The 25,753-nt window shown below is 35.0% G+C and carries 23 protein-coding genes and 1 pseudogene; 11 read left to right on the top strand and 13 right to left on the bottom strand.

The genetic code is table 11. The annotated features are described in order from the left end of the window. Positions 1-83: 83 nt before the first annotated feature. A complete protein-coding gene (locus tag CQ022_RS12445; RefSeq protein ID WP_123864431.1) occupies positions 84-2,396 on the top strand; it encodes a hypothetical protein in 2,313 nt (770 codons plus the stop codon). Positions 2,397-2,442: 46 nt separating this feature from the next. Continuing rightward, positions 2,443-4,731: a hypothetical protein gene (locus tag CQ022_RS12440; RefSeq protein WP_105681679.1), complete on the top strand. Its 2,289-nt coding sequence runs from the start codon at positions 2,443-2,445 to the stop codon at positions 4,729-4,731. 185 nt (positions 4,732-4,916) lie between these two features. Here CQ022_RS12440 and CQ022_RS12435 read toward each other — a convergent pair whose 3' ends face one another. Together CQ022_RS12435 and CQ022_RS12430 are read right to left on the bottom strand one after the other, a co-directional pair. Then, positions 4,917-5,252, bottom strand: a complete 336-nt coding sequence (locus CQ022_RS12435) for a DUF3276 family protein (RefSeq protein ID WP_002976288.1) — start codon at positions 5,250-5,252, stop codon at positions 4,917-4,919. Between the two features lie 99 nt (positions 5,253-5,351). Further along, a complete protein-coding gene (locus tag CQ022_RS12430; protein WP_105681678.1) occupies positions 5,352-7,013 on the bottom strand; it encodes an ABC transporter ATP-binding protein in 1,662 nt (553 codons plus the stop codon). 91 nt (positions 7,014-7,104) lie between these two features. On the opposite strand from CQ022_RS12430, the gene CQ022_RS12425 reads away from it, so the two are divergent. The 5 genes from CQ022_RS12425 (at position 7,105) to CQ022_RS12405 (ending at position 10,876) form a co-directional block, all read left to right on the top strand. Continuing rightward, positions 7,105-8,010 (top strand): transcription antitermination protein NusB, encoded by a 906-nt coding sequence (locus CQ022_RS12425; protein WP_105681677.1) that lies wholly within the window; start codon positions 7,105-7,107, stop codon positions 8,008-8,010. A gap of 1 nt (position 8,011) precedes the next feature. Then, positions 8,012-8,518, top strand: coding sequence for a DUF1573 domain-containing protein (locus tag CQ022_RS12420; protein WP_105681676.1), 507 nt, complete (start codon positions 8,012-8,014; stop codon positions 8,516-8,518). A gap of 10 nt (positions 8,519-8,528) precedes the next feature. Further along, a complete protein-coding gene (gene yajC / locus CQ022_RS12415) occupies positions 8,529-8,891 on the top strand; it encodes a preprotein translocase subunit YajC (protein WP_105681675.1) in 363 nt (120 codons plus the stop codon). Positions 8,892-8,988: 97 nt separating this feature from the next. Further along, positions 8,989-9,723 carry an SDR family NAD(P)-dependent oxidoreductase gene (locus CQ022_RS12410; protein ID WP_105681674.1) on the top strand — a complete coding sequence of 245 codons (735 nt, stop codon included), beginning with the start codon at positions 8,989-8,991 and terminating at the stop codon, positions 9,721-9,723. A gap of 307 nt (positions 9,724-10,030) precedes the next feature. Continuing rightward, positions 10,031-10,876 (top strand): mechanosensitive ion channel family protein, encoded by an 846-nt coding sequence (locus tag CQ022_RS12405; protein WP_105681673.1) that lies wholly within the window; start codon positions 10,031-10,033, stop codon positions 10,874-10,876. A gap of 75 nt (positions 10,877-10,951) precedes the next feature. Here the strand turns inward: CQ022_RS12405 and CQ022_RS12400 are convergent, their stop codons facing one another. The 4 genes from CQ022_RS12400 to CQ022_RS12385 all read right to left on the bottom strand — a co-directional run bounded on the left by CQ022_RS12400 (position 10,952) and on the right by CQ022_RS12385 (position 14,848). Further along, positions 10,952-11,485: a hypothetical protein gene (locus tag CQ022_RS12400; protein WP_105681672.1), complete on the bottom strand. Its 534-nt coding sequence runs from the start codon at positions 11,483-11,485 to the stop codon at positions 10,952-10,954. Between the two features lie 29 nt (positions 11,486-11,514). Continuing rightward, positions 11,515-13,386, bottom strand: a complete 1,872-nt coding sequence (gene ligD, locus CQ022_RS12395) for a DNA ligase D (RefSeq protein ID WP_105681671.1) — start codon at positions 13,384-13,386, stop codon at positions 11,515-11,517. A gap of 71 nt (positions 13,387-13,457) precedes the next feature. After that, positions 13,458-14,063, bottom strand: coding sequence for a DNA polymerase ligase N-terminal domain-containing protein (locus CQ022_RS12390; RefSeq protein ID WP_105681670.1), 606 nt, complete (start codon positions 14,061-14,063; stop codon positions 13,458-13,460). Next, complete coding sequence (locus CQ022_RS12385; RefSeq protein WP_105681669.1) at positions 14,063-14,848, bottom strand: Ku protein; 786 nt, start codon at positions 14,846-14,848, stop codon at positions 14,063-14,065. The genes CQ022_RS12390 and CQ022_RS12385 overlap by 1 nt, the downstream gene beginning before the upstream one ends. Positions 14,849-14,994: 146 nt before the next feature. Between CQ022_RS12385 and CQ022_RS12380 the strand changes: the two genes are divergently transcribed. Further along, complete coding sequence (locus CQ022_RS12380) at positions 14,995-15,564, top strand: Crp/Fnr family transcriptional regulator (RefSeq protein WP_105681668.1); 570 nt, start codon at positions 14,995-14,997, stop codon at positions 15,562-15,564. A 196-nt stretch (positions 15,565-15,760) separates the two neighbouring features. Continuing rightward, entirely contained in the window at positions 15,761-17,035 is a 1,275-nt protein-coding gene (locus CQ022_RS12375) for an adenylosuccinate synthase (RefSeq protein WP_105681667.1), read from the top strand. An 86-nt stretch (positions 17,036-17,121) separates the two neighbouring features. On the opposite strand, the gene CQ022_RS12370 is transcribed toward CQ022_RS12375, so the two are convergent. The 6 genes and pseudogenes from CQ022_RS12370 to CQ022_RS12345 form a co-directional block, all read right to left on the bottom strand. Continuing rightward, positions 17,122-18,453: a M12 family metallopeptidase gene (locus tag CQ022_RS12370; RefSeq protein ID WP_105681666.1), complete on the bottom strand. Its 1,332-nt coding sequence runs from the start codon at positions 18,451-18,453 to the stop codon at positions 17,122-17,124. 815 nt (positions 18,454-19,268) lie between these two features. Continuing rightward, positions 19,269-21,014, bottom strand: a pseudogene (aspS, locus tag CQ022_RS12365) (aspartate--tRNA ligase); the annotation flags it as partial. A 137-nt stretch (positions 21,015-21,151) separates the two neighbouring features. Beyond that, positions 21,152-21,514, bottom strand: a complete 363-nt coding sequence (locus CQ022_RS12360) for an ankyrin repeat domain-containing protein (RefSeq protein WP_123864430.1) — start codon at positions 21,512-21,514, stop codon at positions 21,152-21,154. A gap of 144 nt (positions 21,515-21,658) precedes the next feature. Then, the gene (locus tag CQ022_RS12355; protein ID WP_105681664.1) at positions 21,659-22,102 is read right to left on the bottom strand and encodes an ankyrin repeat domain-containing protein; all 444 of its coding nucleotides are present in this window, start codon (positions 22,100-22,102) and stop codon (positions 21,659-21,661) included. Positions 22,103-22,112: 10 nt separating this feature from the next. Then, positions 22,113-22,316: a helix-turn-helix domain-containing protein gene (locus CQ022_RS12350; RefSeq protein ID WP_077418859.1), complete on the bottom strand. Its 204-nt coding sequence runs from the start codon at positions 22,314-22,316 to the stop codon at positions 22,113-22,115. 2 nt (positions 22,317-22,318) lie between these two features. Further along, positions 22,319-22,903, bottom strand: a complete 585-nt coding sequence (locus tag CQ022_RS12345; protein WP_105681663.1) for a hypothetical protein — start codon at positions 22,901-22,903, stop codon at positions 22,319-22,321. Positions 22,904-23,101: 198 nt separating this feature from the next. Between CQ022_RS12345 and CQ022_RS12340 the strand changes: the two genes are divergently transcribed. Continuing rightward, on the top strand, positions 23,102-24,496 hold the full coding sequence (locus CQ022_RS12340) for an MATE family efflux transporter (protein WP_105681662.1): 1,395 nt from the start codon (positions 23,102-23,104) through the stop codon (positions 24,494-24,496). A 348-nt stretch (positions 24,497-24,844) separates the two neighbouring features. After that, positions 24,845-24,964, top strand: a complete 120-nt coding sequence (locus tag CQ022_RS12335) for a 30S ribosomal protein THX (RefSeq protein WP_105681661.1) — start codon at positions 24,845-24,847, stop codon at positions 24,962-24,964. A gap of 59 nt (positions 24,965-25,023) precedes the next feature. On the opposite strand, the gene CQ022_RS12330 is transcribed toward CQ022_RS12335, so the two are convergent. Further along, positions 25,024-25,680, bottom strand: coding sequence for a DUF937 domain-containing protein (locus CQ022_RS12330; RefSeq protein WP_105681660.1), 657 nt, complete (start codon positions 25,678-25,680; stop codon positions 25,024-25,026). Between the last annotated feature and the right edge of the window lie 73 nt (positions 25,681-25,753).

Below are 25,753 nucleotides of genomic sequence, written 5' to 3'. Positions count from 1 at the left end.
GTGATTGAAAATTTTATATTTGTTTTGCCAAAATCGCGGGAAATAACTCCCTTTAAATGATCTTAAAATCTAAAACTATTACTATGAAAAAACTCTTTACAATTCTCACAATATTACTTGTATTAAAGTCTTATGCTCAATCTTATTATCGGGATTTTTTTGATAGTATGGGGTATGATGTCCACCTTGGGTATTCCGAAAGTGGAAATCAAACTGATTTTTCATGGGCAACATCTGCTCACATGGAAGCATTAGTATTGATGTATGAAAAAACGCATGATCCTAAATATGCTAATACTTTGATACGATGTATGGGTAATGTAATTGACAGAAGAGATGATCTTAGAGACCTGCTAAATCTACAACAATTTGGCATTAGTAATATATCTGATTACCGTGGAATTTCTGGTGCTGCATGGTCTACCAATCATTATAATACAACTGAGGATTCAGGAGATACTTATGCTCATATGGTGCACAGCGCTAATATTACATATCCTATGGCTAAATTTGCCGCAATAGTGAAGAAAGATTTGACACTTCACAATTTGAAGTCGGATTCGATTCCTCCTGGTCGCTACGCTGGCAAAAAATACCTTATTATTGCTAATGATTTGATAGATAGGGTGAAAGAGACCCTTCTTTATCATGCGGATCAATGGCATACTGAGTCTTCTCCTAATTCTAACAATATTATAGGTTATTATAAAGAAAGAGATTCCATTAATGTTGATTCCCCACCAATAAAGCATAAGGGTATAATTTCTCCATTTAATATGCAAAGTTCTATGGGGAGGGTTTTGGTACAAATGTATAGGGCAACAGATGATGTGGAATATCTTAAACAACTTAATCAAATTGCTAATTTCTTAAAATTGAATACCGTTCTTGATCCCAATCTGGGGGCAAATACTTGGAAATATTGGAAAAAGAATGCTTTACTTCCTGATGATATTTCTCACGCGGGCTTAACTATAGCTTTTCCATACGAATGTTGGAAGTATGGAATTCTAATGGGTGGAAATCTTATTTATACCGATTCTGACATGAAAGCCTATTCTAATACCTTAGCTAAGGATATTTCGTCATCTCCTTTATTCATCCATGTAGGAGTTGGTGATCATAGTAAATCCTGGGATGTTAAGTCTGGAGCTATAACTCCCGAAGCATCATTTGATAATTATATTTCTTATAGATGGCTATGTCTTTCAGATTATGATAGAAAAATATATCAGTTAGTTGACGATTTTTATGCAGCTAAAAATTACTATACTAAAATCCCCATCAATAATTTATCTTATTACTCTTCTCTTACAATCGCCCTTTTAGCAGCTCATGAAAAGTTAATTGTGCCTACCCATACAGATCATGAGTGGGGAGCGGCTTCTGATTGGAAAGGAGTTGCGAATGGACGTTTTTATGGAGAAGCCAAAGATGAGTTTGTCGTAATCAGAAATTTCGATGGGATGATAGGTATTATGAAGCCTCAGGGCAGAATGTTTTATAAGTTTCCGAACCCTAAAGTTTATGGAAATTCATTTGACTGGAGAGGAATTGCGGCTGGTGATTTTTTTGGAGATAATAAAAGTGAGATGATAGCATTAAGCAATCATTCTAATAACGCTGATAATGGTATTTACGTTTTAAAAATTGAAAATAATAATATTATTGAAAGTGATAAGATTACAGGCTGGGGGACACAATCCGATTGGGCAGGAGTAGCTGCAGGAAACTTTATCAGCGGAGGAAAAGATGATTTTATTGTTGCCAGAAACTATAATACAGAAGTCATTGTATATAAATTTAACGGAACTACTGCCCAGCCCGTTTATAGTAATGCACTTAATTTACCTGCAAATTCTAAAATTGCAGCAGTAGCTTCAGGGAATCTTGATAATGAAGATAAAGATGAAATTGTATTACTTGTAAATTCTCCTGATGCTGCATATAGCGGAATACATGTTTACGATATAGATGATAATGGAATAATGACAAAGATTGCTGAACGTACCAATTGGGGACCTGCTTCAGAATGGAGAGGGTTAGCTGTTGGTAATCTTGATGGTAGTGGAGTGGATGAAATTATTGCTCACAGAAATTTTGATGGAGAGTATAATGTATACAAACTAAACGGGAATATTTTAAATGGTGTTGGATCAGAAAGTTTTCCTCTTTTACAAACCGAAGATAATGTAATGTGCTTTGGAAACTTTGATTCAAGTTCACAAAATGAAGAACTGGTTACCCTTAGGAAAGATGGAGGAATAGTGATGTTTTCTGCTGCAAAAGTTATCAAAAGTACTCCTAACAGTAATAAGAGCTCAGATGATCCTTGTCAGAATGAGCTTCCCAATGAGTTATTTAGTTTTCTGAAGCCTGTTCGTTTTAATAAATAAATTGTATTGGTCCTGAAATGCATTTGAACATCTTAAAAATAAAAATATGAAAAAACTCTTTATAACCCTCATTCTGTTATTTGCTCTAAAGTCTTATGCCCAATCTTATTATCAGAATCTTTTTGACAGTATGGGGTATAGTATTTCGGTGGGAAACTCAGTCAGTTTTGACCAGCAAGCTTTTTCTTGGGGTGTACCAGCCAACATGGAAGCATTGGTATTGATGTATGAAAAAACGCATGACGAAAAATATGCAAAAACCTTAATAAAATGTATAGGCAATACAATTGATAGAAGAGATAATCTTAGAGATCTGCTGCAACTACCAAACGTAAGCAATATTTCTGATTATCGTGGTGTTTCTGGGGCTGCATGGTCAACCGATCATTATAATACAACCCCAGGTGATGGAAATGCTTATGGACATTTAGTTCATAGTGCGAACATAATTTACCCTATGGCTAAGTTTGCAGCGATTATTAAAAAAGATAGCAACATTCAAAATATATTGTACCAATCAGGTGGACGATATAATAATATGACTTTTAATGTTATTGCTGATGATATTATACAAAAAGCAAAAGAAACCATTAATTATCATGAAGATCAATGGTATACTGAACCTGGCAATATAGGTTATTATAAAGAACGAAATGATGCCCCAATAGAGCATATCGGAATTTGCCCCTTTAATATGCAAAGCTCAATAGGAAGAGTATTTGTGCAAATGTATAGAGCAACTTCAGAAGGACAATATCTAACAAAAATACGACAACTATCGAACTATATTAAGCTTAATACATCATTCAATACTAATTCAGGAGCTAATATTTGGCCATATTGGAATACTAATGATTTGCCGGAAGATATTTCTCACGGTGGCTTTACCATGAGCTTTCCCTACGAATGTTATCAATATGAAATTTCAGAGGGAGGAAGCTTTATTTATCTGGAATCAGATATTAAAGCATATTCTAATACTTTCACAAATGATCTCTACAGATCTCCATTGAATATAAGTGGCAGAGTAGGACATGATAAAATTTGGGATATTAAAAATAGCCCATCAGGTAGTTTGGCATATGGTGATTACATTAGTTATATGTGGTTATATCTATCCAAAAAAAATAAACCATTATACCAAATGATTGCAGATTTACAGGCAGCGAAAAATTATTATGATCATATCGATGTAGAAAAATCACCTTTAACATTAGCGCTTTTAGCAAATTATGAAAACTTTATTGTGCCGGTAAATACTCACCATTTGTGGGGTGTGGATTCTGACTGGAGAGGAGTTGCAAAGGGTAATTTTGATGGAGATAGTAATGATGAATTTGTAACAATCAGAAATTATGATGGGATGATAGGTACTCTGGAACCTTATGATAAGGGTTTCCGTACTGTTACAAACAGCATGGTCTATAGTGGTCCCTACAATTGGAAAGGATTAGGAGCAGGTGATTTCTTTGGAGATAATAAAAGTGAAATTATTGCCTTGAGTGATCATGCTGATTTTAATAATAATGGCTTTTATATTTTTAAAATTGAAAATAACCAAATCGTTGAGCATTCAAAATTTACTGGTTTTGGGGCAGAATCAGATTGGGTAGGTATTACTGCCGGGGATTTTATCAGTGGGGGAAAAGATGATTTTATTGCTGTCAGAAATTACAACAAAGAAGTAAGAGTATACAAATTTAATGGTACTGATCCTGAATTGGTGTATTTTAATCAGCTCAATCTGCCTGTGAATTCCAAGATTAAAGCGGTTGCTGCGGGTAATCTTGATGACGATCCAAAAGATGAAATTGTATTGCTGATTGATGCTGAAGATTATATGCAGAATGGTGTATATGCTTATGATATTGACGATAATGGGGTAATGACGCTGATTGATAAATCTATAGGATTTGGTGCCGGTTCAGATTGGAAAGGACTGGCTGTTGGAAACCTTGATGGTGATGGAGCGGATGAAATTATTGCCCACCGAAATTTTGACGGAGAATATAAAATCTTTAAACTGAATAAGTCAAATGGAATCCGATTTTTAGATGATATTGGAATTGAAAGTTTTCCTGTTTTACAAACCAAAGATAATGTAATGTGCTTTGGTAACTTTGATCCAGGCTCAAAAAATGATGAACTGGTTACCCTTAGGAAAGATGGAGGGGTAGTTATGTTTTCTGCTGCAAAAGTTATTAAAAATACTGCTACTAATCCTACTAACAAACAATCAGATCCTTGCCATAATGAGTTGCCAGATGTATTGTTCAGCTTTATGAAATCTGCATCTTTTGAAAGAGAAGATATAAAAGAAATATCTGTAAGATAATAAGATGAGGAATAAAAATATAATATTAATAGAAACGGGTTTTAGCCCGTTTTTTTTATGTAGCAAGTAAAATCGGTAAGGTTTAAAATTGATTGGGCAAACTATAAAAAGTGTTAATAAAGAATCCTGTTTTATGGCATAAAAAAAGCATCTTTTTCAGATGCTTGTGTTTTTAGATATTCTTTTTAAACTTCGTCGTCAGAATCAATTGTATAAGATCTGCTCTTAAAGTCTTTGTCATGTTTTTCTGAAATTACATCCTCACCCTTTTCGTTAATGATGAAATCTGTGGACTCATTAAACATCTCCTGAAAACTCTTAAAATCTTCCTTGTAAAGGTAAATTTTATGCTTCTCGAATGTAGCTTCCCCATTCTCTCCGAAATTCTTCTTACTCTCAGTGATTGTAAGATAATAATCTCCTGCTTTCGTCTCGCGCACATCAAAGAAATAAGTTCTTCTCCCTGCTTTTAACACCTTCGTGAAAATCTCATTTTCATGGCGTTCCTTGTATTCACTCATTGTTAGATATTTTTTAATCTTGTTAAGAACAAATATAAAAGAATTCTTTTAATCACAAAATTTTTTTTATGATTTATTTAACAATTGAGAACGAAATGGCTATGCGGTTACAGAATTGGCAATTTCAGTAAGGTTGATAATTTGATGGGCTTTTTGAGCGCTAGACTCTCTGTGTGTGATAATTATGGAAGTAGCATTACTGATTTTTTTATCAATATTTTCCAGAATATTCTGCTCCGTTTCAGTGTCTAATGCAGACAAAGAATCATCAAAAATAATGATATTAGGATCCTTAATTAAGGCTCTTGCGATACAAATTCTTTGCTTTTGTCCCCCGGAAAGCATTACGCCCCGTTCACCTACAAGTGTTTTATATTCATCTTTAAACTCTACAATATTTTTGTGAACATCGGCAATATTTGCGTACTCTACCACTTTCTCATGAGAAGGATTATCAATGGCAAAACCAATATTATTTTCGATAGAATCAGAGAATAGATAGCTCTCCTGAGGAATATATCCGATAAAGTTTCTGTAGTTGTACAGATTATGATCTTTCAGATTTTTGCCATCAATCAGAATCTCTCCTTCACTCGGGTCAATCAGTCTACATAAAAGCAAGGCAATCGTTGATTTTCCGCTTCCGGTTTTGCCCATAATAGCTAATGATTCTCCGGCTTTTACAGTGAAACTTAAATTATCCAGAGCTTTGATTCCTGTATTAGGATATACATAAGAGACGTTTCTGAATTCTATATCTCCTTTGATAGGATAATTTTCAAAATTGGTATTAATAATCTCAGACTTTTTATCCATGAATTCATTGATCCTCTGCATCGATGCTTCAGCTCTCTGATTGACGGAAGTTACCCATCCTACCATAGAGAAAGGGAAAATCAGGGTGTTGATATACATGAAGAAATCTGCAATTTTACCGATACTCAATTCCCCTGCAATATATTTAGCGCCTCCAATCCAGATAACCGCTACGTTTAATAATCCGATGACAAAAAGAATAATAGTAAAGAAGTAGGCTTCTGTTTTGGCAAGATCTAATGCTTTATTTTGATAATCTGTGACTTTTATCCCGTAGTTTTTCCCAATGTATTTTTCTCTCGCGAAAAATTTTACCACACGAATTCCAGAAAAACTGTCCTGTACAAAAGTAGAAATCGCAGACTGGCTTTTCTGCATGATCTTCGACTTTTTGTTAATGATCGAACTTACTTTATAAATGGCATAAGATAAAATCGGAAGCGGAAGTAAAGTCCACATCGTCATAGAAGCATCCGTTTTTACCATATAAATAGCCGTAATCAATACCAGGACGATCAAATTAGCTACATACATCACTCCGGGACCAAGGTACATTCTTACTGCCACAACATCTTCACTCAATCTGTTCATCAGATCTCCGATGGTAGTCTGCTTATAATCTGTTAAAGATAAATCCTGATAATGTCTGTAGATCTTATTTTTAAGCTCGTATTCTATTCTTCTGGAGGCAACAATAATAGTCTGCCTCATCATAAAGGTGAAGAATCCGGTTAAAAGAGAACATCCTACAATAATCCCAACATAAATTAAAACTTGCTGATTGAAGCCAAGATTCCCACTTTTAGTAAGTTCATCTACAGATTTTCCTACAAACTGAACCTTATATATATTAAAGAAATTACTGGCGATGATAAAGAGTACCCCCCAAAACAATAGTATTTTGTGTTTCCAAAAATAAGGGTTTAAGGTTTTTAGCGCTTTCATATAGTTTGGCAAAATTACAAAAATGTCATCACACTACGAATTTCATCAATTTTAAATTTTGTATCTTTGCCCCCATAAAAAAGCTCTTTGAATGTTAGGAAGACGACAAATCCGTGAAAAAGTAGTACAGACAGTGTATTCTTACTACCAAAATCCTGTAAAATTTGATGTTTTAGAGAAAAACATGTTTGCTGGGATAGAGAAAATCTATTATCTGTACATCTACCAACTCAATTTTTTGGTAGCTCTGAAAGAACTGGCAGAACATCAGATCGAAATTGGTAAGAATAAGTTTCTTAAAACTGATGCTGATATTAATCCTAACCAAAAATTCATCAACAACCAAGTATTGCTTAAACTGGAAGAAAACCCTGAAAGATTATTTTTTACAGGGCAGCATAAGCAGCTGAAATGGGATATGCATGATGATTTATTGGTAAAGACTTTCCAAAGAATTACTGCGGGGAAACGTTATCAGGATTTCATGAAAGAAGAAGGATACTCCTTTGAAGAAGATCAGAAATTTATCGGTAAATTATTTTTGAGATATATTGCTGAGAATGAAGATTTTCATGATTATTTAGGAGATAAAGAACTTTCATGGTATGATGATATCCACATTGCCAATTCAATGGTACAAAAAACGATCGGTTTCCTGAGAGAAGATGAAGAAAGCAGAACTTTGATCAAAATGATTAAAGATGAAGAAGATAAAACATTCGCTGCAAAATTGTTGAGAGATACTCTGAACAACTGGGAAAACAATGAAAAGAAGCTGGAAGAAAGATTGGAAAACTGGGATCTGGAAAGAGTTTCTTTAATGGATAAAGTAATTTTGTCTACAGCCATTGCAGAGCTTGATAACTTTGCTTTTACCCCTTCAAGAGTGATCATTAATGAATATATTGAAATTGCAAAAGTATTTGCTACAGACCGTTCCAATATCTTCATCAATGGTATTTTAGATAAATATTGTAAAGATCAAAATAGAATATAAAATGAAAAAGACGTTATCAATTATCGCCTTGTCAATTATAGGCTTTGGGTTAGTTTCATGTAAAAAGGAAAACAAAGAAACTCAAAGCACTGAAACTGCAACTACTGATTCTGCAGCTGTTGCGGCTCCGGTAACCACTGATTCTGCGGCAGCACCTGTAGCGGGTGAAGCAGCTGCTCCGGTTTCTAATGAACCATCTACTTCTGTAGCTTTATCTGAAAACAGCTTCGATTTTGGAAAAATCAAAAAAGGTGATAAAGTAGAGCATGTATATGAAATTACCAACACGGGGAAAAACCCATTGATCATTTCTGAAGTGAAGCCAGGATGCGGATGTACGGCGCCAGACTTTACAAAAGAACCGATTATGCCGGGTAAAAAAGGAAAAGTTACTTTGCATTTCGATTCTTCAAGCTTTGACGGAAACGTTCAGAAGTATGCAGATGTTTTTGCAAACGTAGAAAAAGCTCCAATCAGATTAACTTTCACAGCGAACATTCAACCATAATATTTACAATATGTTGACACTATTTTTACAGGCAGCAGGTGGGTCATCACCAATGATGCTGATCATGATGGGGGTGATGTTTGTAGGATTTTATTTCCTGATGATCAGACCTCAGATGAGAAAACAGAAGCAGGAGAAAAACTTTCAGGAAAACCTTAAAGTAGGAACAAGAGTAGTTCTTACATCAGGTCTTCACGGAAGAATTGCTCAGGTTCAGGATGATGGTTTTGTTATCGAAACATTATCCGGAAAACTGAAATTCGAAAAAGCGGCAGTTTCAAGAGAAATGACAGAAGCTCGTTTTGGAGATAAAGCAAAATCTACTGATAAAACAGAAGATAAAAAAGAAACAGCAACTGAAGAAAAAAAATAATTCAGTCTGAAAATATTTGCTGCGGCGGGTGAACGAAGTTCACCCGCCGCAGCTTTTTTATAGGGTTTTAGTGCCTAATAAAATTTATCTTTGTCCAATGAATCAAAACACAAATAAAACCGTTCTTATTCTTGGCGCTAATTCAGATGTAGCAAAACAATGTATAATACAATATACTGAAAAAGGATTTTCAGTCATTGCTGCTTCCCGAAATACAACATCTTTGGACGATTTTATTGATTCAAACAATCTGAACCGCTCACTAATTTCTGTTTTATATTTTGATGCCGCAGATTTTGATTCTCATCATGAATTTTATTCCAGTCTTTCTGTAAAACCTCATATTGTAGTGTATGCTGCAGGCTTTTTAGTAGACAATCAAAAAGCTTTGACTGATTTTAAAGGCGCCAAACAAATGATGGAAGTCAATTATATGGGTGGGGTGTCAATCCTGAGCATTATGGCAATGGATAAAACCAATTCAAACCTGGAAAGAATCATTGGACTCTCTTCACTTTCTGGAGTAAGAGGAAGAAAAAGTAATTTTGTGTATGGAAGCACAAAAGCCGCATTTACCCAGTTCTTGGCCGGATTAAGACAGGAATTAGCTTCCCGTAACATCATTGTCAATGCTTTGGTTATTGGTTATATCAGAACAAAGATTAATGAAGGATTGGAATTGAATGAATCCTTGATTATGGAACCGGATTATGTGGCCAAATTTATTGTTAATGCAGGAAACTCCTTTACCATTGTTCCAAATTTTAAATGGAAGATTATCTACCATATTCTTAGACTTTTACCGGAAAGCCTGGCCGCAAAATTACCTTAAATAACGTTTATTAACATTATTTTTCTTTGATGACTACCACACTTCGGTATTGTTTTTGTAATTCTATGACCTGAAAATTATTTCTTCCTGCAAGATTCAATTTCTGAATGATTATTGAGTAAAGCAGAAACAATCTGTTCTGCTGTCAATCTATTTTAATCTATAATATTTTTACTTTCACTAGGTTGGTGTAAGGTGAATTTCTTTTTGAACCGGATTATACTTTTGTTCAGTTTCATTTTAAGTCTTGCAGAAGATATCAATATCTTATTGGTATAAATAGTAAAACACATACATACGTACAAAAATGGACGATTTAGAATTGAACAACATTCAACAACACTGGGACACCTTAATTTCTTCAGCAATTTCATGGGCACCGAGAATTTTTACTGCAATTATTTCTGCATTATTAATTTATCTTATCGGGTCATGGATGATCAGAATGATTAAGAAACTGGTGGAGAAAGCTTTCAAAAAAAGAAATATGGAAGCTTCTCTACAGCATTTTCTTTTAAATATTATCAACTGGGGGCTTAATATTCTGTTGTTTATTGTTGTGGTGACACAGCTGGGAGTACAGACTTCTGCATTTGTCGCAATGATTGGTGCTGCCGGTTTGGCTGTAGGTTTAGCCTTACAGGGATCTCTGACGAATTTTGCAGGTGGAATATTAATTTTACTATTAAAACCTTTTAAAATCGGAGATTTTATTTCTACCAATTCCGGAGTTTCAGGGACGGTAGATGCAATAGATATTTTTCATACAAAACTAATCACCCCGCAAAACCAACTCATCGTTATTCCAAACGGAGTAGTTTCAAATAATAGTATTACCAATTTTACCCAATTAGGAACAAGAAGAACATCATTGGATATTGGGGTTGCCTATGATGCAGATCTGAGACAGACCAAAGATGTTTTAATGAATGTTATTAAAAGTAATCAATATGCGCTCGAAACACCTGCGCCCCAAGTAGTGGTGACTCAGCTGGGAGATAGCGCTGTCAATTTATCCATAAGAGTGAGTGCTTCCACTGAAAACTTCTGGACAATGAATGAAGAATTAATCATCGGTTGTAAAGAAGCTCTCGATAAAGCAGGAATAGGAATTCCTTTTCCACAACGAGATATTCATGTTTATAATCAATAATTATATTTAATTTTTTTAAAGCTCCTGCATGGTATTAATGTAGGAGCTTTTTATTCTTTACAATTCAAATGAAAATTATTTATTTTTTGATTTTGTTTTACTTTTTAAAAATTCAAGTATTTCCATATATTGATTAGTTTCTTCCTCACTGACGAGGAAAGTAAAGACTGTACCCAATTCAATATGGATCAATATGATTTTATTGGAAACTTCATAAGTTACTTTTTTCCAAATACTTCTTACATCAAACTGTTCACTTTTGATAAGGATACTGTTTTCATCAAAATATAATTCTGTTATAGGATGGTAGCCTTTTAACTCATCAATATGTTTATCTAATTTAATGGAATGATTGGCTTTCTGATAAAAAAAGTAGATAAGATAAAAGATGCAGACTACTCCGGAAAATATGAATGCAAATCGTAAAAAGTCATACCTGCTCTTATTACCGATAAGACTATCAAAAATAAATAGAGCAAGAAGGGTGTAACATAAATTTCTAAGAATAGTTGGGAGTTTCTTTTTCCATGAATAATAAAAATATTTCCACAATTGTTTGCGTACAATATTTTCATTAAAAGTTACCGGAACATTCAATGTGTTTTCCATTATTATAATTTCCGGCAAAAGTATAGAAATTAATCAATATTCTGCAGCAGTTCCAAAGCCTTTATCATATCAATTCCCTTACCCAGAACAGGTTTGAACAGGTCTCCTTTCTCTTTAATTCTTTCAAGTGCATTGGTAATAGTAAAATCTGTTGGTTTCAGCCCAAACTTTAATTCATCCCAATCCAAAGGCATAGAAACGGAGGCACCTTGTTTAGGCCTAAGACTGTAAGCACTTGCCAGAGTCTGGCCCGTTCTGTTTTGCAGATAATCAAGATAAATTTTTTTATTGTCCCTTTTTTGGAGACTCCTTTCCAAAGTCGTAATCTTAGGGAGCTTATCATTCACCTGTTTCATGAGGATATGAGCAAAATCTTTTACCTGGTCAAAATCATATTTGCCACCCATCGGAATATAAATGTGAATTCCCGTACTCCCTGAAGTTTTGCAGTAACCTTTTATTTTAATTGATTTTAAAACTTCATTCACCTGAAGAGCCGTTTCGATTACTTCATCAAACGTATTCTTTGAAGAAGGGTCAAGATCTAAAGCCAGATAATCCGGATGCTCAAGATCCGGTAAAGAACTATTCCATGGATTGAGGTCAATACAGCCTAAATTATTCAGATATGCTAATGTTGCTTTGTCATTACAATAAATATAATCAATGTATTTATCATTCGATTCAGAATATACCTGTGTGGTTTTTATCCATTCAGGAATATGATCTCCTGCATCTTTCTGATAAAAACTCTGTTTTTCAATTCCATTGGGAAATCGATTGAGAGAAAGGGGGCGGTTTTTTAAATAAGGCAGAATATAACGTGCTATAGATTGATAATAGTCTATGACATCTCCTTTCGTAATATTTTCTTCAGGAAAATAAACTTTATCCTGATTCGTAAGTTTTACAAGATGCTTATCTAAAGTGATCTCTTTTTCTTTCTCAGTAACCTCCGTTTTTTTTGATGCAGTTTTTGATTTCATTTCTTTAGGTTTTTCGGTGAAGGATGATTCTTTAAGGTCTTCCGGACTTTTATCTTCTCTGATTGTCATGAAAACTGGATGTCTGAAGATTCCGTCCCGGGTAATTTCAGAATATTTTATTTCACAAACCAGTTCAGGTTTTATCCATGTCACCGGCATATTGGTTTTGGGAACTGTTTCGAAAGGTGAAGATTTTACAATTAATTTCTGAAACCTTTTATAGAGCTCTTTCAGAGAATTATTATTAAATCCTGTACCTGTATGGCCACAGTAAGTAAGGTTACCATTGATATATTTTCCTAAAATCAATGCTCCGAAACTTTCCCGTGTGCCTCTGGGCTCAGTAAACCCACAAATAATAACCTCATCAGTATTGGAGAATTTTATTTTAAGCCAGTCATCGGTTCTGTGGTTTTCACTGTAGGAGCTATCTGCTCGTTTCGCAATCATACCTTCCAGCTGCATTTTTTTCATCTGAGCAAAAAATTCAATACCCTTTTCCGGAATATGATCACAATATTTAATACTGTCAGTTTCTGTCAGAGCTTCCTTTAAGAGTTCTTTCCGCTGAATAAGAGGAAGATCTTCTGTAGAATGGCCATTAAGCCAAAGAAGATCAAAAACCTGATAAACAATAGCCGCATTGGGATTATCTCCAATTTGTTGCAAAAGCTGGAAATTAGGCTTTCCTTGTTCGTTATAGGCTACAACTTCGCCATCCAGAATCATATGATATTTCTGTTTTTCAAGCTCCGATGCTATTTTTTCGAATTTAGATAAAAATGAAATCCCGTTTCGGGAATAGAGGAGTGGAGTATCTTTACTGAGGTCTGCAATAGCTCTGTAGCCGTCCCATTTTATTTCAAAGATCCAGCCTTTATCATTGAATGCTTCCTCTGAAAGCTTAGCCAGCATAGGTTTGATGAAAGACTTCAGTTTTTTTTCGTTGGTTAAAGAATTAAAACTTCTGAAAGATCTGTCAGATGTTATGACTTCTTTTTTTCTTTTATTTTTAGGCTTTTTTTTTCCTCTAAAAATTTTGTAACCAGAGATTTTGGAGAGGTGTTTTCTTCAGCATCATAATGGGCTTCTGCAAATTCATCTTTATGTTTGATGAGCAGCCATGAATGATCCTCTGTATTTTTCATTTTAACCAAAGCAAATTCACCTTTTAATTTTTTGCCATGTAAAATAAATTTTAAAGAACCTGCATGTAATTCCTTCAGAAGTTCTTTTTCATCTGTAAGTTTAGAATTTTCTTCCAGAGGTTCATAAGTTCCGCTGTCCCATACTTCCACCTGTCCGGCGCCGTAATTTCCTTCAGGAATATTTCCTTCAAAATCTTTATAATCGTAAGGATGATCTTCTACCATCATGGCCAGACGTTTGTCTTTTGGATCTAAAGACGGACCTTTTGGAACTGCCCAGCTTTTCAGTACACCTTCCATTTCAAGCCGGAAGTCATAATGAAGTCTGGAAGCAGCGTGTCTCTGAATCACAAAAATAAGTTTGTCTTTACTTTTCTTGGTTTTTCCTTTTGGTTCGCTGGTTTCATCGAACTTCCTTTTACTATTATAATCTTTAAGAGCCATTATGATGCGGATTTGGATTTGGGGCTGTTAAGACTTGCTTTTAACTGCGCCATCAGGTCAATCACTTTACCTTCTTTTGCAGGCTGTGCTTTTTTAGCTTTTATATTTTTGCCTTTTGCTTTCTGCTTAATGATCTTCATCAGTTCATCAGAATAGGTGTCTTTGTACATCGCAGGATCAAATTCCTGAGAAAGCTGCTCAATAAGATTAACTGCCATTTTAAGTTCTGCAGGCTTGGGAGCTTTTTGAGCAGGGATTTTTAAATCTTTATAATCTCTTATCTCCTGATCAAATCTCAAACGGTTGAGAACGAGGATATCATCTTTGTACGGACGGATCATTCCAATAGCTTCCGTTTCACGGAGTACAAATGTTCCGATTCCCACCATAGCTGTTTTTTCAAGAGCCTTCAGTAAAAGTCTGTAGGCATTTTCTCCATTTTTCTGGGGTTCCAGATAATAAGGATTTTCAAAATACACACTGTCTACTTCCACTTCCTTTACAAACTGGTCAATAGAGAGTATTTTTGACTTTTCAGGGCTTGCTGCTTCGTAATCTTCCTCATCAAGAACGATATATTTTTCGTCCATGAGATAACCTTTGACGATGTTTTCCCATTTAACTTCTTTTCCTGTATTTTCATTTACTCTTTTAAACCGTATATTGGAAAAATCAGATTTGTCGAGCATATCGAGATCCAATTTTGTGGTTTCCGTTGCCGAATAAATTTTAACGGGAATGTTGACTAAACCGAAGCCAATGGCGCCATTCCAAATTGCTTTCATTGTCTTACGTTTTTAAAAATCAAGCAATTAACATGCCGTTGAACACCCGTGTGGTACCTTTAGATGGCTTTGTTGCCAAATGACAATTGTTTTTAGCGCCGACTTTTATATCTTTATCTTTCCGCAATCTGTGGATACAATACAACATGGAAGAACTTTTTAATTATATCAAAAAATTCGGGTCACTGAATCCTCAGGATGAGCTTTTGATTGCTGAAGGCATTCAGGAAGTCACTGTAAAAAAAGGAGAACCTTTTGTAGAAGCAGGAAAGGTGAGCCAAAGAATTGCTTTTGTGAAAAAAGGAGTATTTCGGTCTTTGTATTATAATAAACAGGGTGATGATTTTACCAGGTATTTCATCTATGAAGGAAGATTTATCGGAGATTTTCAGGGCTTTACAGATCAGCTGCCCGCGCATGAAGATATTGAAGCGATTACTGATGCTGTACTTTTGGTGATGGATCTTCAGTATTTTAAAATCCTGGAACAGAAAATTGCAGTGTGGCCGGTTTTATTTGCCAGAATTCATGCCTTTGTGGTGGAGAACAAGTTAAAGGTGGCCAGTATCATGCTGAATCAGGATGCTAAATCACGGTACATTCATTTTTTAAACCATTATCCCGGTCTTGCCAATAGGGTTCCACAGTCTATGCTCGCTTCCTATCTTGGGGTTACTCCTTCTTCATTAAGCCGGATCAGAAGAAATATAGTCTAGAATGATCAATGATGAATGATCATTGATAGATGATACTAATGAGTGTGTAAGAACAACAGACTTTGTAAATTTGGCTAACATCTAACATCTAACATCTAACATCTAATATCTAATTAATAAATCTCTTTTTGTCAAATGGCAATGGCCTTTCTATTTGACTGTCATAGCTTTGCCCTATAAAAATTAAAGTACGAATATGGATATTGTATTAGGATTACAATGGGGTGATGAAGGAAAAGGAAAGTTTATTGATCTTATCAGTGAAAATTATGACATTACAGCGCGTTTTAACGGCGGATCTAACGCTGGGCACAGCATAGAAAGAAATGGCCGCAGAATTACGCTTAAAATGATCCCTTCGGGAATCTTTATGAAAGGAGTGCAGAACGTTATCGGTACGGGAACTGTTCTGGATCCGGTGAGTTTTAAAAAAGAGATTATAAACCTGCAGACATTTGATGAGACAGTTCAGCCGGAAAATAATATCGTTATTTCATTAAAAGCTCACTTTGTACTTCCTACCCATAAGCTTCTGGATATTTTTATGGAGGAGAGTTCTGATTATACTACCATTGGAACAACTAAAAATGGGATTGCTCAGGCCTATTCAAATAAAATTTTAAGACAGAATGTAAGAATAGGAGATATGTTTGCACCGGACTTTGAAAGCAGGGTAAAACATATTTTAGCAAGAGATTACAAAATGCTTGCTGAGGGAAATATAGAGTTACCTTCTTTAGAAGATATCAGTAATGAGTTTTTTGAAGCAGTCGATTTTCTGAAGAGATTTAAGTGTACAGAAACCGAAATATATTTAAACAATGCTTTGACTGAAGGAAAGACAATATTGGCTGAAGGATCTCAGGCAGCCATGCTTGATATTGATCACGGAACCTATCCTTATGTAACTTCTTCTTCCACAACAGCTTCAGGAGCGAGCAGTGGGTTAGGTGTTTCACCGAAAAAGATCGGTGAAATATTTGGAATAGCAAAAGCATACTGTACGAGAGTAGGGAACGGAGTATTTCCAACAGAGTTGTTTGATGAATTAGGAGAAGAGATCCGAACTAAAGGGAATGAGTTTGGTTCCAATACAGGACGTCCGAGAAGAACAGGCTGGCTGGATTTACCTGCTTTAAAATATGCGGTAATGATCAACGGAGTCACGCAGCTGGTTCTGACGAAGGCAGATGTTTTAAGCGGATTGAAAACTGTAGCTGTTTGTACCCATTATGAACTGGAAGATGGAAAAACAGTAGCGGCTTCAGGAATACTTCCGGAAAACGGAAAACCTGTACTGAAATGGATGAACGGCTGGAATGCTGATTTTTCTACAATGAAAAGCCCTTCAGAGTTACCAAAGGAGTTAATTGAATTTTTATCATTTTTGGAGGCTGAATTGGGGATTCCGGTGGCTTATCTTTCAACAGGTCCGGGAAGAAATGAAATGTTAAATTTAACCAGTAAATAATTACAGAACAGAAAGTATATACTGATCTGATAAACAGAAGAGGTTAGGAAATACATTTCCTAACCTCTTTATTTGGATGAAAAAGTTTAGTTAACTTTTGTAAGTACAAAACGTTGCTTTGTAGAAGGCTGAACCGTTTGATCCGTAGTACCGATTACAATAGGAGTAAGATTAGTGGTTAAACCATTCTTTACCTCTAATCTCAATGCTGGCGCATTCTTAGGAGCGAATCCAAAACCATTATTTCCCAGATTGAATAATAACCATTTCTGAGAATCCGCATTAGAATTGGTTCTTAATTCAACAGCAGTTCCATTTGTTGTTCCGTTACTTTTTACGGTTAATACTTTTGCAGGATCCAATATAGATTTGATGATATAATACCCATGATCTGATTTGGTGAAAGTAAATCTCTGGTTATTCCCTGTAGAAGCTGAATACAGAATTATACTGGTGCCGTCTGTAGTGGAACTTCCGGAAATATCTAAATTTTTATCACTCGCTAAAGCCGTTGTCATTGTATAGGTTCCGTTGATTGCAGAAGAGGCATTAACAGGTCCATACAAATGGTTTATTCCGGCATAGTCACCAGCAGATAATCCTGTCCTTTGCTTGGTAAATGTAGATCCGTCCAGCTTAGTCATTACAGGCTGGCTTGCGTCTATAGCAAAGTCTGTAGACTGATACATCATGACTGATCCGAAATCAAAAGCCCCATGTCCCGCATAATCATTATAAAGATTGAAGTTATGACGGCTTCCTTCTACAGCTTTGTTAACATCTACAATAATATACTGATCTCTGTCTGGACGGCACTGCTCATGCATGATTCCCATAGAATGCATTATTTCATGAGCAATAATTGCGGGATAAGTAATATTATAAATTTTAATACCATTAACCCTGTTTTTTTGCCATCCAAGGGGAGAGCTATTGGAGGTTGTATAAGTAAAAGTGATATATTCTGTTTGATTGGTACGTTCAACAAACTGAACACTGGTTTGAGAAGAAATCATATCAAACGCTTTGTTGATATTGGTAAGGAAGGTATTGTAATTCTGAGTACTCAGACTTCCTTGACTGGGTAATGTATAATAAACTGTTGCATTCGGCCATGTCTTAATAAAGGAACTTACAATGGTACTTTTCTCAACGGTTGACATTTCAGAATTGGCCTGCATCTTTAATTTGTCAAACTGCTCAGGGCTAATCGTAATGTCATCGGCGTAAAAATATTCACCGTTTACTTCATTGACATACGTGTAATTTCCGTTAATTAAGAATTTGTGAATCTTTGCATTGTCTAGCTTTGTCGTTGTTTGATCCATTGAATCTGCCTGTGCATTTTCAATATCCGACCTACATGAATTCAGTGCCAAAACAAGGCATCCTGATAATAGTAATAGTTTGCTTTTCATATTATTTAATATTGGTTTGGTGATCAAGGTTTAAAATATGAACAGCTATATTATTATCATACGCATGAGATTATAAAAATACATCAATTTCTAAGTTTTGATTAAGTCTTCATTATAATTCAGCTGTGTGTGGTAAATATATCAATAAAAGTTATTATTTAAATATAACATAATATATTGATTGTTTTGTTGTGTTTTTGTTTGTAAAATGTATTTATTTCGTTAAATAATTTATTTTGATTTAATTTTTACTAGTTATTTTCAAATCTAATTATTTCACGAATATTTGATATAGTGATTAAAACTGTACATTATACTCACGTAAAGTTTATTCTATTAACAAATTAATAAGACATGATTAAATTTATATAGCTATAACTGTAAAAATGTGATTTTCTGAATATCTATTTTTCAAAAAAAATATTGTCTGTATAAAGCAAGGGTAAATGTAGGGTAAATGGAAAACCCCTGTAATTGATAATATAAAAAAAGCGGGGCAAAACCCCGCTATTATCTTATTCTTCTAAGATTATATTGTTTAATCTAATTGTATTATATGATTTGTTTAATAATTCAATACTTTCATTGCTGCTTAAAGATGCTTCAGCAATTTTATTTAATAGACTACTTATTTTGTTAATTTCAGTTGAGCCATCAAGTGGAATATTCAAATCATTGTTCAATTCGAACAAATAATTAATATTTGAACTAACATTATTTTTATTGCTATTCAAAAACTCAATAGTAATTTTATCGATTAAATTTTTGATTTTGAGATCGTTTGAAGAATTGAATTGAATGTTTAATTTATTTTTTAAATTCAATTGTAATTCTAATTCATCGAGCTGTGCATCGGCAATCGAAGCCGGCGCGTCAATCATTACATCTCGTCCTGAATTGTTCTTAGGGAATGCGATATAATCTCTGATTACTTCATTTCCATCAAGAATAGCTACCAAACGGTCAAATCCGAATGCTAAACCACCATGTGGCGGAGCTCCATATTTGAACGCATTCATTAGGAATCCAAACTGAGCTTCTGCTTCTTCTCTGGTGAATCCTAATAAATCAAACATTTTAGACTGAAGATCTCTGTCAAAAATTCTGATAGATCCTCCTCCGATTTCATTTCCGTTAAGAACCATATCGTAAGCGTTGGCTCTTGCTTTTCCAGGGTCTGTTTCCAATAAGTGGATATCTTCTGGTTTTGGAGAGGTGAAAGGGTGGTGCATTGCATGGTATCTTTCAGTATCTTCATCCCATTCCAATAGAGGGAAGTCAACTACCCACAGTGGAGCAAATACATTTCCTTTTCTTAATCCTAGACGGTTTCCAAGTTCCATTCTTAAAGCAGAAAGCTGAGCTCTTACTTTGTTTTCATTTCCGGAAAGAATCAGCATTAAGTCTCCTTCTTTTGCTCCGAATTTCTCGATGATTTTTGCTAAATCTTCTTCGTTGTAGAATTTGTTCACTGATGAGGTTTTCACTCCATCATTCTGGAATTTTGCCCAAACCATTCCTGAAGCTCCAATCTGAGGACGTTTTACCCAATCAACAAGTTCGTCAATTTGCTTTCTCGTATATTCTGCACATCCTTCTACGTTGATTCCGACAACCAATTCTGCATCATCAAATATCTTAAAGTCTTTTCCTTTTACCAGTTCGTTCAATTCTACGAACTCCATTCCGAAACGGATATCCGGTTTGTCGTTTCCGTATTTTCTCATCGCATCTGCGAAAGTCATTCTTGGGAACTCTCCGAATTCCTGACCTGTAATATCTTTAATAAGAGTTTTAGTCATTCCTTCAAATACGTTCATGACATCTTCCTGCTCTACAAAAGCCATCTCACAGTCGATTTGTGTGAATTCCGGCTGTCTGTCTGCTCTTAAATCTTCATCACGGAAACATTTTACAATCTGGAAATATTTATCCATTCCACCTACCATCAAAAGCTGCTTGAAAGTTTGTGGCGATTGTGGTAATGCATAAAACTGCCCCGGATTCATTCTGCTTGGTACCACAAAGTCTCTTGCGCCTTCCGGAGTGGACTTGATCAAAACAGGGGTTTCCACTTCAATGAAACCTTCTTCAGATAAATAATTTCTTACTTTCTGTGCCATTTTATGACGGAAGATCAGTTTATCTTTTACTGGATTTCTTCTGATATCCAGGTAACGGTATTTCATTCTTAATTCTTCGCCACCGTCTGTTTCATCCTCAATAGTGAAAGGAGGAAGCTGAGAGTCGTTCAGAATAGTCAGTTTTTCTACCAGAATTTCAATTTCCCCTGTTGGAATATTAGGGTTTTTACTTACTCTTTCAATAACTCTTCCGGTAGCCTGAATCACAAATTCACGGCCCAGTTTTTTAGCTTCTTCCATCAATTGTGCAGAAGAACGCTCCTGGTCAAAAACCAGCTGGGTAATTCCGTAACGATCTCGTAGATCTACCCAAATCATAAATCCTTTATCACGGATAGTCTGTACCCATCCTGATAGTGTAACTTCTTCATTCAGATTTTTCAGAGATAGCTCTCCGTTGGTGTGTGATCGAAACATAATTATTTGTTTAAAGTTCAATGTTTAAGGTTCATTTTTGAACCTTGAATTTTTCGTTGGCAAAGATAAGATTTTTGCAGGTTTTATAAATAAAAAAAACTTCCTTTCGGAAGTTTCATATATTGTTTTTAGATTTTTTAATTTCTATTACCACCTTTTGCGATCAGAATTCTCTTTATTTCTTCAGTACCTTTTGTTTCATCAGCTACTTCAAGAGGTGTTTTGTTTTGACATTTTTTGTTAACGTTGGCTTTGTTGTCCAAAAGGAAGTTGATAATATTCTTTCTATCAGACATAACACTGAAACCAAGAGGTGAATAAAGTATATCTCCAACAAGGAAGCATTTGTTGTAATCTCCCGGGGCAAACTGTTTTTTAAATGTTGCTATATCATCAGAATAAATGGCTTTCATCTTTTCCTGAGTCATTTTCTGAGCAGATAACATACTGCCAGACAGTAACATTCCAAATAGAAAGGTAGTAGAGATTATTTTTTTCATAAGAATAATTTTTAAGAATATACAAATCTAAATTAAATTTTATTACCAATTGATAAGTTTTGGCAATAAATGTTATTTGATTAAGCGGTCTATTCTTTTAATTATTGTAAAATCGTAAAACAGTTTTTGAGAAATAAAGGGAACTTATTCTAAAAGCTTAATCATTTCAGGTTTTTCATACTTTCGGGCATAATCTAAAGCAATGTAGCCTGCTGAGGTTTTCATGTCTTTTTTTGCTCCGTTGGTCAGAAGTTTTTTTGCTAACTCTGTATTGCCATATTTTGCCGCAAACATTAATGGTGTTTTTCCATCACAGATTTTGTTTAGATCAGCTTTTTCATCAATCAGTTTTTGGAATATCTCCTTGCTGTTCATTTTAATGGCCAGCGCTAATAAAGTATAAGCGTTATTTTCGATTTGATAACACGCATTGATGTTTTCCTTATTGATCAAACCTGCAAAGTAGGCAGTGTTGTCATATTTTAGCATTTGCTTATGCTCATTTGTTAATTCCTGAGCGGTTACAGAGGTCACGGATAACATTCCTAATGCTAGAATGATTGTTTTAAGGGTTTGGTGTAATTGCATATTGTAGTTTTTATGGTTTAAATTCTAAGATATCTCCGGGTTGGCAATCCAGTGCAGTACAGATTGCTTCTAAGGTGGAAATTTTTAAAGCCTTGGCTTTTCCGTTTTTTAAAATGGAGAGATTTGCTTGGGTAATTCCTATTTTCTCGGCCAATTCCTGGGACTGCATTTTCCGTTTGGCAAGCATTACATCAATGTTGATAATGATCGGCATGATTATATAGTTAATTCGTTTTCTGTTTGTAATTCATATCCCTTTTTGAAAAATTCTATAATAAAAAATATAATGATTCCCAATGTGAGGTGAAGTAGGATGAATAGAGGATCTATGCTATAGATAGATTGATCCATACAATATAAAACGATACTATAGATGGGGATAAAGACGATGTTAAGGGTTGCGAATATCTTTAAATCATGGATGACTTTTATATTAAAAATAAGATCAGCACTCATCCCTTTGAATATTCTGAACAAATAAAAAGTAAAAACGCTGTAAAATCCCACAAAAAAAATAATGGAAATAAAGGTATACAGCGTATAACTGCCTTTGATTACAGCACCCGTTAATGGCATTTCGAATTGGAACGTTAAAGAATCAGTTGCTGTTTTTCTTATTTCATTATCGAAATTTCCGGTTGTAAAAGTTTCTGAGAACAACGGTATTCCCTGATGTAAATTATTGTAAAGAATGACAAATCCCAAAATGATATATCCCAGGTATAGAAGCTGAGCAACGGAGCCTGCCAATAGAATTTTACTTAGCAGAGTGGAAACAGATTTTTCACCAATTAATTTCATGCGATATTATTTTTAGTTGTTGTAAATGTATAAAAATTTATCGTATTACGATAAATTTTTATTGCAAAATTAATTTTAAAATATTTTTAACTGAATTTTGATAGCAACAGTCATGATTCAAAAAATGATTAAAACTTTTCATATGCCAACTTTTAATTGCTTTTGAATGAATACTTTTGCTAATAAACCAGGAGAGTCATGACAAAATATATTCAGTTTTTGAAAAAAGCATTCAGTGGCGAAGAAACAGATTTTACAAAAGTGAATATCAGAAGTGCTGTACTGCTTTTAGCGATTCCCATGATGTTGGAGATGGCTATGGAATCTGTATTTGCTCTTGTTGATCTCTATTTTGTTGGTCACCTGAAAGAAAGTGGTTTTGCCATTCAGACGGTAGGCCTTACCGAATCTGTACTTTCCGTGATGTATTCTATTGCGATCGGTATGAGTATGGCGGCAACCGCTTTAGTGGCAAGAAGAATTGGGGAGAAAAACCCAGAACAGGCTTCCAGAAGTGCAGCACAGGTATTGCTCGTTTCCTTTGCTATTACTTTTGTTTTAAGCCTACTTGGAGTGATCTATGCTGAAGAAATTTTGATTCTGATGGGCTCAAAACCTGAAGCGGCAGCTTACGGAAAGAATTTCACCAGAATTATGATGGGAAGCAGTACCATTATTATGCTTTTATTTTTAATCAATGGTATTTTCAGAGGAGCAGGAAATGCGATGATTGCGATGAAAAGTTTATGGATAGCCAATATTGCCAATATTATTCTCTGTCCGATTCTGATAAAAGGCTTAGGGCCAGTTCCGGCTCTGGGATTAACAGGCGCTGCTTTGGCCACAACGATAGGCCGTAGCATAGGAGTGATGTATCAGTTGTATCATCTTTTAGTAGCAGATACGCAGATTCGTATAAAGATTCCTTATTTTAAACCGAATTATGAACTCATCCAATCCATCATAAAAATAGCAACTCCCGGAATTTTTCAGTTTGTCATTGCATCGTGCAGCTGGATTTTCCTTGCAGAACTCGTAGCGACAACAGGCGGTGAGAATGCATCAGCAGGTTATCAGACCGCTTTAAGACTTATGATGTTTTTTATGCTTCCTGCATGGGGACTGAGTAATGCCGCATCTACGCTGGTAGGACAAAATATGGGAGCTAATGAAATGCTGAGAGCAGAACAGTCTGTGATGAAAACCGTGAAATATAATGTCATCTTTATGCTGGTGGTAAGTCTGATCTTCCTTTTTATGGGGAATTTTTTAGTGGGCTTTTTCACGCAGGAAATGGCCATTAAAGATTTTGCTAAAAATGCTCTTCAGATTATGAGCACTGGATTTATCTTTTATGGAATCGGTATGGTAATGATCAATGCATTCAATGGGGCAGGAGATACCTGGACTCCTACATGGGTTAATCTTTTTGGATTCTGGCTGTTTCAGATTCCTTTAGCCTATTTTTTATCCAAATATTTTGACATGGGGCCGAAAGGTGTTTTTATTTCAATTCCGGCGGCAGAAACTTTAATCACCATTGTTGCTTTTATCTTGTTTAAAAAAGGAAAATGGAAAACGATAAAGGTTTAGAAGGCTGGGAGCTGGAAGCTGGATGATGGAAGTCATAAAGGTCTGAAATATTTAAAACGGTTTTTATTAGCAAACATTGGAGTGTAGATTTTTTTTAAGGAAAATGATAAAGGTTTAAAAGGCTGGAGGATGGAAGTCATGAAGGTATGAAATATCTAAAACAGTCTTTAACAGCAATCATATAGTATAGATTTTGATCTGATAACAGAGAAATTGAAAATAGCAACCTGGTGTAACTTCCAGCCTCCCTCTCCCAGCTCCCGGCTATTTATAAAACTTTAACAGCTTTATTAATTGGATTTTAGCGTTGGGTTTTATAAATTCGTAGTACAACAAATACATAATACTATGGGAAAAGGAGACAAAAAATCAAGAAGAGGAAAAATTAATTCCGGAAGTTATGGTAAAAGAAGACCTAAAAAGGCTTCAAAATCTTTTGTAGCTTCTGAAGAAAAACCTAAGAAGTAATCAAAATAAAAAAGACCGAAGATCATATCTCCGGTCTTTTTTTATGAAAATTAAATTAATTATTTACCTCCAAGAATATTACCAAGGATGCTGCCTAAGCCACCACCGCCTTGTTGTTGGTTTCCACCACCCAATACACTTCCCAGTATATCGTTCAGAGGATTTCCTGATGATTGAGCTTGTCCGCCACCTCCTAAAACACTTCCAAGAATGTCATTTAAAGGATTAGACTGCTGAGCCTGAGCCTGATTAGAAGCATTTCCAAGAATTCCTCCTAAAAGATCACCCAAACCGCCGGCACCTACATTATTTTGTTGCTTTTGCTGGCCGATATAACCCATTACAACAGGGGCAAGCATCGCAAGAATAGGACCTATTTTGTCTATTGAAATTCCTGTGTTTTGTGACAGCTGGTTTTCAACAGTACTTTTTTGTCCGCCGAAAATATGATCAAGAATAGATCCTCCTTCAGCCTGTCTTGCTTCAATTTGTGAGGCATCATCTAAAATACTTCCGTTATGGTCTTTATCTAAAGCACTATTTAAAGCTTCTGCTTCTTTAGCATCCTGAGATTTATTTCTAAGATAAGAAATGATAAGGGGAGTAGCTACTGCTAATAAGGCAATTACCTGGTTTTTGCTGATTCCGAATTTGTTTTCAGCCTGTTCTGCAACCTGGTTGCCTGTGTTCCCTGTAAGTAGGTCAATTAAACTCATTTTTTGTGTTTGTTTAGTATTAAGTAAACCAAAGTTATCAAAAAATATGCCTCATAAAATGACCGCCTTTCAT

It is taken from the genome of Chryseobacterium culicis, from assembly GCF_002979755.1.
GTDB lineage: Bacteria > Bacteroidota > Bacteroidia > Flavobacteriales > Weeksellaceae > Chryseobacterium > Chryseobacterium culicis_A.
This window is presented reverse-complemented; position numbering and strand designations above follow the sequence as displayed.